The 9473-nt window shown below is 54.4% G+C and carries 10 protein-coding genes; 9 read left to right on the plus strand and 1 reads right to left on the minus strand.

Translation table 11 applies throughout. The features are described from left to right. Positions 1-1075 (plus strand): aminotransferase class V-fold PLP-dependent enzyme (locus tag H5U08_RS04595; RefSeq protein ID WP_297030714.1); only part of this gene is annotated, 1075 nt, incomplete at its 5' end. Between the two features lie 101 nt (positions 1076-1176). Then, on the plus strand, positions 1177-2568 hold the full coding sequence (gene mgtE / locus H5U08_RS04600) for a magnesium transporter (protein WP_297030717.1): 1392 nt from the start codon (positions 1177-1179) through the stop codon (positions 2566-2568). Between the two features lie 241 nt (positions 2569-2809). Here mgtE and H5U08_RS04605 read toward each other — a convergent pair whose 3' ends face one another. Then, on the minus strand, positions 2810-3187 hold the full coding sequence (locus H5U08_RS04605; protein WP_297030720.1) for a hypothetical protein: 378 nt from the start codon (positions 3185-3187) through the stop codon (positions 2810-2812). A 412-nt stretch (positions 3188-3599) separates the two neighbouring features. Between H5U08_RS04605 and H5U08_RS04610 the strand changes: the two genes are divergently transcribed. From H5U08_RS04610 to H5U08_RS04640, 7 genes are all read left to right on the plus strand, one after another. Beyond that, positions 3600-4184 (plus strand): type II secretion system protein, encoded by a 585-nt coding sequence (locus tag H5U08_RS04610; protein ID WP_297030723.1) that lies wholly within the window; start codon positions 3600-3602, stop codon positions 4182-4184. 153 nt (positions 4185-4337) lie between these two features. Then, positions 4338-5081: a hypothetical protein gene (locus H5U08_RS04615; RefSeq protein ID WP_297030726.1), complete on the plus strand. Its 744-nt coding sequence runs from the start codon at positions 4338-4340 to the stop codon at positions 5079-5081. A 17-nt stretch (positions 5082-5098) separates the two neighbouring features. Next, on the plus strand, positions 5099-6610 hold the full coding sequence (locus H5U08_RS04620; RefSeq protein WP_297030728.1) for a hypothetical protein: 1512 nt from the start codon (positions 5099-5101) through the stop codon (positions 6608-6610). 57 nt (positions 6611-6667) lie between these two features. Next, positions 6668-6979, plus strand: coding sequence for a hypothetical protein (locus H5U08_RS04625; RefSeq protein ID WP_297030731.1), 312 nt, complete (start codon positions 6668-6670; stop codon positions 6977-6979). Between the two features lie 41 nt (positions 6980-7020). Further along, entirely contained in the window at positions 7021-7602 is a 582-nt protein-coding gene (locus H5U08_RS04630) for a prepilin-type N-terminal cleavage/methylation domain-containing protein (protein WP_297030733.1), read from the plus strand. A 61-nt stretch (positions 7603-7663) separates the two neighbouring features. Further along, positions 7664-8770, plus strand: a complete 1107-nt coding sequence (pilM, locus tag H5U08_RS04635) for a pilus assembly protein PilM (RefSeq protein WP_297030736.1) — start codon at positions 7664-7666, stop codon at positions 8768-8770. A 15-nt stretch (positions 8771-8785) separates the two neighbouring features. Then, positions 8786-9473: PilN domain-containing protein (locus H5U08_RS04640; protein WP_297030738.1), on the plus strand; the 688-nt coding region annotated here is incomplete at its 3' end.

Raw genomic sequence — 9473 nt, forward strand, 5'->3', positions numbered from 1 at the left:
GGCAGTCTCTCCATTGCCGGACGTCAGCCGGTATGCGATCGTCCGGTGGGCACGCGAGGCTGCCGAGATGGGCGACGTGGCATGGAAGCAATGGGCGGGGAACCTCGAGCAACTGCGTGCAGGTGTGGCGAGCCTCCTGGGAGCGTCTCTGTCGGAAATTGCCCTGGTGAGAAATACGAGCCATGGAGTCTCGATAGTGGCCGAGGGATTCCCCTGGCGTGCCGGGGACAACGTGGTAATACCGGCCGATGAGTTTCCGGCGAATCAGTATCCCTGGCTAGCGCTACGGGAAAGAGGTGTGGAAGTCCGCCGGGTGCCCGCCAAGGAAGGCCGTGTGCGGATAGAAGATCTGGCAGCCGCGTGTGACAACCGAACCCGCATTCTTTCCGTGAGTTGGGTGAGCTACCATTTGGGGTGGCGCCACAACCCTGGTGATCTGGCTGACATTGCTCATCGAGTGGGGGCTTATTTGTTTCTCGATGCGATTCAGGGCCTTGGGGTATTCTCCTTGGATGTTCATGAGGCAGGGATTGATTTTCTGGCGGCAGATGGCCACAAGTGGCTTCTGGGGCCCGAGGGTGCGGGGATTCTCTTTGTGCGAGAGCCGCTTTGGGAGATACTTCGGCCGACCAGCCTCGGCTGGAATAGCGTGGAGCACGCATTTGATTTCGATCGAATAGAATTTCGGCTGAAACCGAGCGCCGCGCGGTATGAAGGCGGTTCCGCCAATATGGTCGGGTTTATCGGTCTTCACGCTTCCCTTCAATTGCTTCAAGGCTATGGGACCAGGCGATTGGAAAATCGAGTTTTGGATCTGACTGATTATTTGGCCGGGCGACTTGCAAGTTTGGGGCTTAATATCGCCAGCGATCGAACGACGAGGGACCATGCGAGTGGCATTGTTGCGGTGGAGTGGCCCAGTGAATCGCTCGGCAGTGTGCATCGGAAATTGTTAGAGCGAGGTATTGTCACCAGCGTGAGATCAGGACGATTGCGGTTGAGTCCCCATGCCTATAATGACTTCTCCGATGTGGATACGCTGGTGGAGGCACTCACTGAGATTCTCCGTAGTTAGTGAAACTCGCTGTCGCATCTCTCAGTCACTCAAGTATACAAAGTGATTGAATGTAAATAACGTGGCCCCATTTTACAGACATATCCGTGGAAAACGAACATATGAGCGAGTTACCGAAAAATAGCGAAATCGACACGAAAATAGAAGAGCTCGCCAGTGAACTGCAGGAGGCTATTGAGAAAAAGGATGTTGGCTCAGTTACCCGAATCGTCCAGAAAATTCCACCGGGTGAGCTTCCCCATATTCTATGGCATTTAGGCCTGGAGGATCAGACCCGGTTGATGGAATTGATCGATTCCGACGAAGCGGCCGAGATCCTTCTTGAGCTCCCCGAGAGCCAGGCGGCGGACGTGCTCGAAGCCATGGACAGTCTTCGGGCGGCTGCGATCCTCGATCAGATGCCGAGCAACGAACAGGCGGACCTGCTGGGAGCTGTTGCCCCTGAGCGATCGGAGGAGTTTCTGAAGCAAATGTTGCCGGGCGAGGCGGAAGATGCCCGTCGGCTCCTCCGCTACGGTCCAGAAACCGCCGGCGGTTTGATGATCACCGAGTATCTGGCGTATAACGAATCGCTGGCGGTTGACGATGTCATCCGGGATTTACGACAAAATGCCGAAAAATACAGAACATATGACGTTCTTTATATTTACACCATAGACTCGGACGGGCTGTTGCGGGGTGTCCTGCGCGTGCGTGATCTTCTTCTAAGTGCTCCATACCAAAGTTTGGCCGCCCTCGAAATTAACGATCCAGTCTCCGTCCATGTTGATACACCGCTAAGGGATTTAGATCATCTATTTCGAAAGTATCGATTTTTTGGGCTTCCCGTAGTGGACTCGTCCGGCAGGCTGGTGGGGATGGTCCGGCGCCAGGATGTGGAGGAGGCCATGGCGGAGCGGGCCAGCCGCAGTTTCTTGAAGTTGCTCGGTATTGCCGGCGGAGAAGAAATTCGGTCGATGGCCCTCAAGGAACGCATTAAGGGGCGGACCGTCTGGCTGTCCATCAATCTCGTTCTGGATCTTATTGCAGCAAGCGTCATTCCGCTTTTTGAGAATACGATAGCCCAGGTGCTGGCATTAGTATTTTTCCTGCCCATCATTTCCGATATGGGTGGGAACACGGGCAATCAGTCGTTGGGGGTCACTCTTCGCGAACTGGCCGCCGGTTTGATAACGCCTCGAGATGCGTGGCGCGTTATCAGGGCCGAACTTCCGCTCGCCCTTATTAATGGGTTGGTCATCGGTCTTCTGCTCGGAGTGGTCGGATGGATTTGGCAGGGAAATATTTATTTAGGTGTGTTAGCCGGGGGGGCACTCACTCTCAATACCATCGTGGCCACTTCTTTGGGGGCGGTGTTACCATTAGGCCTTTCCCGCCTGGGAATTGATCCTGCCCTGGCTTCCAGTCCAATTTTAACAACAATCACGGATTTCAGTGGCTTTCTCCTCATTTTGGGAGGTGCCCAGCTCTTCCTGCCGTGGCTTCTGACGTAAAAGTAAAAAAAAACGACTGCCCAAGAGGTGGCAGTCGCCGTGATCCGCGAGCGTTTTCGTTTGGGATACTATTCAATAGACCGTCGACATCGTGGCGAGCGGTGGGCTATCTTGCCGCCGACTGATGATGCTCTGCGCATCGTGTGAGCGCGGGACTGACACAACCAGGCGATGCCGTCCCATTCCCCGCGTTAGTCAGTCAAAGCCGTAGGCTGTACTCTGTAATATTGCGGTCGGCGGGTCAAGGACCGATTGGGCTCGGATTGCGCTGCAGGAAATCTCTCGGGCCACGCACCGTGTAATAGGGATACGTGATGGCAGCGGTCGGGGGACCTGGCTGAATATAAGCGGCGTGACCATGACCGTGCCCACTCCAGCCCCAACCTCTGCCCCAGCCGACTCGGGGATCACGCGGGGCAACCTGCCAGGGGTGACCGGCACACTGAGCACAGCCGCAAATCGGGCAACAGGTGTTGTCCCGACCGCAGGCCGGATTTCCCAGTCCCGATAAGCCGGTTCCTCGCACGTATCTCAAACGTTCCCCAGCGAAGCTGGCCACCGTAGCCGTGCACGCTACGAGCACGACCGTCACAGCTATCAATTTTGGGAGCTTCATCATTCTCGTCCTTTCTTGTTTCGTCATTGGGGAATCGGCGTTTTCCCCGAAGCTGGGCCGTTCTGCTCCACTCCGCAAAGTCGCTACAAATTATACAGATTGTCGCGGTCCTTGCACACTATCGTGACAGTCCGTCAAAAATATCATCGGAAGAGTCGCTGGCAAAATCAAAAGAATCATTGACCTGCAAACGCGGGGCTACCGGTTTACCGGACTCGCGTTGAGAGCGGACGAACCTGTCCGCCCTTTTTTTACCGGAGAACGGAACGTTGCGCCTTGGATGACGGCCGGTGTGTGCCATCGGCCGTGGTGTGCTTTACGGCTTATATTTGATTCGAGAGGAACTGGGCCCCGGATTGATCCGGCTTGCATCGTGAGAGGTTTAAGGACCGTGTCAGTCAGCGATGGTTGAGAAATGAAGCCCTGGTCACGCAAAGCAGCGTTCACTCTTGTCGAGGTGCTGGTGGCCGTAGCGCTTCTGGCTACAGTCACGGCGGCGGTCGTCCTCGCTTTGGGGGTGGTCATGCAAAACAGCGAGGAACTGGTCGTTCGTGAGGTTGCCGAGGGGTTGGCCCAGGACCTCATGGACGAGATTCTCAACTGTCGCTATTGCGAGGCGGGCGTATCGCCGTATGCCCCGTTGGGGCCCAGTCCCTTGGAAAGGGCTGCCGGTAATCGATCGTTATTCGACGACATCGACGACTACGCGGGGCTTGTCGACGAGCCACCCCACGACAAATGGGGCCGGCTATTGGGTGAGGAAGGCGACACTGGTCAGCGACCTTTGCCGGCGATCGCATCCGGACTGGAAAACTTCCGGCGAGAGGTCAAGGTTCAATACGTTTCCAGCACGAATTTCGCTCAGCCGCTTTCTGGGGGTTCGGTGAGTGATTACCGGCGGGTGGAAGTCACCGTTTACTGGAAAACTCCCTCGGGCCAGATTCGCCCCATGGCTAGCGTCGTTCGCGTCGTTGGTCATGTACCGACCGAGACGTGGTGAAGTATTTATGCTGCGGGTTAGCCGTGTGCTCTACGTTGTTCTGCGGACTCGCCAATGACTACGAGCAAATATCCATTCATTGTTATATCTGTTCACGGGTTTCCGAACGGCCGCCAGCGTGGCGCTCTTTCGCTGGTTGAAATGCTCCTAGCCATGGCAATCACTGGTGCACTTATCGTGGGGGTGGTAACACTGGCCAAGGTGGCGGAGGACACATTTCAAACCGCAAGCACAGCCATTGAAGACGTGCAGGTATGGAAAACAGTCACGCGGAGGATCGACCGCGCCATTCGACGCAGTTATGCCAACGAGCAATTTCCCGGTGTTTTGGTAGTACCCCGCGTTGCTGCCGGTTTTAGCTTTCCAGAGACCCTGGTGGTGTGGATGCCGGCTGACGGCAAACCTGCCGATCCCACAGGCCGGCCGCGGCTGAACGAACTCGTGTTCTTTATGCCAGCAGAGCAGGCCCCCGATGAATTGCGGGAATACACAATGCCAGACTCCCAGGCGGTGGCGCCGCCTGTGGACGATGGAGCGGGGTGGCGGTCACTTGTGGAGCAGATTCGCACCAATACTGCGTTGCCGAGTATTCTCCTGACCAACAGGTTGCGATACTTCCTCCTGGGGGATCAGAAGTTAGGGGCTGTTCGATTTTATTTAGAAATGGCGCCTTCTATAGAAGAGTGGAAAAACAGCTCGCTCAGTTGGGAAGATCTTTCCTGGCCGCAGGGCCTCTTTGCACCCGACAGAGGGCAACGAAGGGTGCGAATTCGGATAGAGATGCAACTGGCGCCCTCACCCACCACTGCTGGATTCGACGCACCATATTGTCGGACATTTATAGGATCCCTGTCTTTTTATTATACTCTGCAAAAAGAAAACAGAGTCACCCAATGAATGTTCAAGTGGAAACCATGACGATCAAAGGATATCTAAATGGTAGGCGTTCGCAGCGGAGAGGATTTATTCTCCTCGTAGTCCTTTTGACCGTTATCGGGGCTATGGCACTGGGGTACAGCGCCCTTTGTGTGATGAGTATCCACTACCGAATCGTGCGCAACGGGCAGCTCAGGGAGAAAGCGGAAGCCGCGGCTGAGTCTGGGTTGTCGATCGCCTTTGCAAAAATGTTTTCGCCCAATTGGCCGGGTGTGGGCACCGTGGTGGCGGGATCCTGTGCGCCCAATGAAGCTTTCGAGGTAACCTATGTTGCCGGTGACGCGACTCTTCAGGCCGGAGATTCCGATTTTGATCGGTATCCCTATCGGGTGACCCTCAAAGCCAAAGGCAGTGCCTGGCTCTCGGGAGAAAGTGAGTATCCCTCTGTGTGTGAGAAGACCTGGATTGTCGAATTAGAGCCGCGGGCACTCGCTCCCGAGCCGTCGGACTGGAACACCATCCAAAAATATACGATTTATCAGACCGGCTCGGATACCAATCGATTTAACATACCGTGCCAGGTCGCCGGTCCGGTGCGTTTTCAGGCTGCGGTGAGAGTTGCTCCAGACTATCCGAGCAGCAATCCCAGGTACCAGTACCTGTCGGATCTATACGCAATGACGCAGGCAGGTTATCCTGACTACCGACCATTTACTGGAACGGTTCGCTGGCCAGCTTATTTGCAGGCACTGGACGATCTTAATGCGCTCTTATGGCTCAATGTGTCACTGATCTCGCTTTTTCCCCAGTATCCTGGAGGAGACCTTCAATCTCCTGGTACGTTGAACCAATATCGGATATATCCCGGGGGACCTGTCTATACGGTGCCTCAGTTACCGAGCGTCCTTGCAGACGTGACACTGACTCCCGATCCAGTGATAAACCCGTGCGGTTTGTATTTCCGTTCAGGAAATCTCACCCTTCAGGATAATGTCCAGTGGACGGGAACCGTTATTGTTACAGGTGATGTGATCATTTCCGGGAGTAACCTGGCGCTTCGGGCGGTGCCGATGCTGTCTATTTCGTCCGACAAGAACGCAGTAGAGTTACCGGTTCTCGTGTGTAAAAACCTGCGAGTCGAACAAGGCACGGGACGGCAGATCGAAGGCTTGGTGGGAGCATTTGGCGAGGTTCAAATCAAAAAGTCTCCCGACACGACAGATATTACGTTTCTGGGAAAAGTATTTGCCACCAGATTCCGTATCGATCCGCGAACCCCCTGGGATAGCGTGGATTGGGATAAAAAATTGTCCGATTTTCAGAAGCAGAAGCCGTATGCCACGGGCGACGACAGGTATTTTCCGCTCTGGCTGCGGCAGTTTGGGTTGGATCCTGCGCCGAAAGTGCGGTTCTGGGACCGACCTTTGGCAATAGCATACCATTGGAAAGACGCCTCGAACACGGTCTATGCACCAGCTCCCCAGGATTATACAGCAATTGAAAGCAGTCCGGGGCTGCGATGGAAAATCGTGCGCGTTTTGGAAAACTGACAGGACATTCTGGCCAGAAAAGACTGTCCGGTACTGGAAAGGAGGGAAAAAACACATATGTCAATTATTCCAAAAGTAGCAATGATCATTCTGGTTAGCGCCGCAGTGGGTTTTATGCTAGGTTTTGTTCAGATCACCTCAGTGGCAGATCCAACGCGAGCGCAGCCACCATTTGCCAATAGTGTGGAACAACGAATCGAAATGATTGCTGAGTTGCGAAGAATCAGGGAATTACTGACGCGTCAAAACGAGCTGATGTCGCAACAAAATTCTCTGTTAAAGGAGCAGAACGAGTTGTTGCGCAAGATGGCCGTTTCTCATCAGGTCCCAGCTGATGATCAAAACACGTCAACACAGTCAACACAGTAGTAATGTAACCATGATAATCAATGACTAAATGAGTCATTGTGATGAACCGGCGTCGCGGGGTAACACTTCTGGAGCTCATGATCGTCATATTAATCATGGCGATCATAGCGGGATTGGTACTACCAAGTTCGCAACCGACCATCCACGAGCGGCTGCGAGCTGCGGCGAACATGGTTGCCAGTGAGCTGGAATTAGCGAGAAGCCTGGCCATCGGCTACAACAGCAACTACACCGTCACTGTTGATAAAGCTCAGAACAGACTTATGTTGCGGCATAGCGGGACAAATGCAGTGCTGAATGCGCTCCCGCGAGAGTTGATAACGACTGAGTCCACGGATGCAACTGTGCGGATCCTCGACCTAGCAAAGTTTCGAGACACACTTGGTGATGTTGAGATTGTCGCAGCGGCGGAACTTGGAGCCGTTATGCGGGCAGAAAGCAAAATCGAGTTCGGTGCCGAGGGAGCGCCGACAAATGGCTTGGGATTTATTATCTGGTTGAAAGCGGGAACAGAGGCAGCCACACGGTACGTGACGGTTATCGTGGACGGCGAAACGGGAAAAGTCACGCGGGGCCTATCGGATGCGATCCCTCCTCCCGCGGGACTGATATCAGGCGGATGAATGAAATAACGCACTGTTGTCAATATCGTTATTATTCGAATAAGTGAAAGGATGACCTGCAATGTTTCAGACATTGTGGGATCGCGCGAGTCCGATCGGTCTCGATATCGGCACGTGCACGATAAAAGCGGTGCAACTGAACGGAACTCGCAACGAGGTACTGGAAGTTGCCGAAGTTGATGTTCCACGCCTGCCCAGCGATCAGCAGGCGGCGGAAAGCATTCTTGCGCAATGTATCCAGGATCTGTTGAAGCGTGGGCGTTTTCGAGGCAGACGAGTCGTTTTGGGGCTCGGTTTCGACGAGATCACCGTTCAAAGCATTCGCGTGTCGCCATTGCCCGGCAAAAGCATTGCCGACGTGGTACTGGAAGAAGCCCGCAATCGAGCCAACCTGGAGCTTGACGACGTCGAAGTTCGTTTTCTTCCAGCGGGCGTGGTTCAGCAAGGAGAGCTGCAGCGGCAAGAGCTGGTACTGATAGTTGCCAAGCGCGCTGCCATCGAACGTAAATTGCGCATCGCAGAACAGGCGAAATTATTGCCCGTTGCCATCGATGCCGAACCGCTGGCACTGGTACGGGCGGCCGCACGCCAGTATCGACGTCAGAGTGATCGGAAGCAGACAATGATGTTTGTCCACATTGGCAATCGTGCCACTCTCGTGGTCACTGTCCGAAACGAGCGCCTCCTTTTTGCAAAGTATTTCCCTCTCGGGGGAAGAGAGTTTGACCTCACGATTGCTCGGCAATTCCATATTCCGGAAGACTCGGCGCGATCGCTGCGCCGCAGTTACGGTGAGCGACGAGCGGGACATCGTGATCCCGAAGTTGTGGCCACCGTGCGCGACACTTTGCGACCCGTGTGGAACCGCTGGCTGGACGAGCTATCGCGTTGTTTCCGCTACTGCAATGTGACGTTTCGCGGTGAACCCGCGGAAAGAATTGTGCTTTCAGGTGGGGAGGCGACTGCTGAACTCCAGGAACTGGTAAGCCGATTTTTCGAAATTCCGGTCGATATTCTGGACTGCTTCCGTGCCATAAAGTATAGCTCGAGAATTGGAGAGTCAGCCGGGTGGGATATCGCTTTGGGGTTGTCGCTTCATTCGGGAAGACCCCAGCGCGAATCTCGGGACAAGGTGAGTATGGAAGAAACAGCCGGTGCTCCCATGTGAAGTCAGGTAGTCACAATGTCGGTCGCCAGTAAGATTGAGCTCGACTTTCTTCCGGCAGCCTATCGGGCGTCGCTGGAAAAACGCCGCCGAGTGCTGCTGAGTCTGTGCGGAATAGGAGTCATTCTCCTTGCAGGCACGGTTGGCGTTATTCGGCAGGCCTGGGAACTGGCTGAGTTGCTGAGGTTACGGGAATCGCTTCGTGTCGGGCTGCCTGTATTGGAAAAGGCCTGTCAAGAGGAGCAGGAGATAAAAGACCGACTCGTGAAGGGTTTGGCCAAAGCTAACGATGTGTCGGTGATACGAGGCGGGGTGCCCGTGGGCTGGCTTATGTACCGCATCTTTCTCGCCGTGCCACCGGATGACCGACTGGAACGAATTCAGATAGAGCTCGAACGGCCGGAGGAGAAAAATGTGTCGCTCAATATCGCAGCGGTTGAAGAGAATACCCAGACTCCTGATCAGATTCAGCGGCAACTTCGAGAGTCATTGGACAATCTCGAGAATTCTGTGTACCGTGTCACAATTACCGGCCAGGCTGCTGTGGTGCAAGATGTCCAGAGGTTCATGGAAAATTTGCGCAGCAGCGGAATTTTCGATGAGATAGATCTTCAAAATATTGATGAAGTAACGAGTCAGGATCGCAAGCGAATAATACAGTTTAGTTGCCAATGTCGATTGCCTTATGCTGTATACAGACTGCCTC

The organism is Thermogutta sp. (genome assembly GCF_014359955.1).
In the GTDB taxonomy this organism is placed as follows: domain Bacteria; phylum Planctomycetota; class Planctomycetia; order Pirellulales; family Thermoguttaceae; genus Thermogutta.

Coding starts and splice junctions, on each gene's coding strand:
- H5U08_RS04610 (WP_297030723.1), top strand. CDS start 3,600: ATGAAGCCCTGGTCACGCAAAGCAGCGTTCACTCTTGTCGAGGTGCTG.
- pilM (WP_297030736.1), top strand. CDS start 7,664: ATGTTTCAGACATTGTGGGATCGCGCGAGTCCGATCGGTCTCGATATC.
- H5U08_RS04615 (WP_297030726.1), top strand. CDS start 4,338: ATGGCAATCACTGGTGCACTTATCGTGGGGGTGGTAACACTGGCCAAG.
- mgtE (WP_297030717.1), top strand. CDS start 1,177: ATGAGCGAGTTACCGAAAAATAGCGAAATCGACACGAAAATAGAAGAG.
- H5U08_RS04625 (WP_297030731.1), top strand. CDS start 6,668: ATGTCAATTATTCCAAAAGTAGCAATGATCATTCTGGTTAGCGCCGCA.
- H5U08_RS04630 (WP_297030733.1), top strand. CDS start 7,021: ATGAACCGGCGTCGCGGGGTAACACTTCTGGAGCTCATGATCGTCATA.
- H5U08_RS04605 (WP_297030720.1), bottom strand. CDS start 3,187: ATGATGAAGCTCCCAAAATTGATAGCTGTGACGGTCGTGCTCGTAGCG.
- H5U08_RS04620 (WP_297030728.1), top strand. CDS start 5,099: ATGACGATCAAAGGATATCTAAATGGTAGGCGTTCGCAGCGGAGAGGA.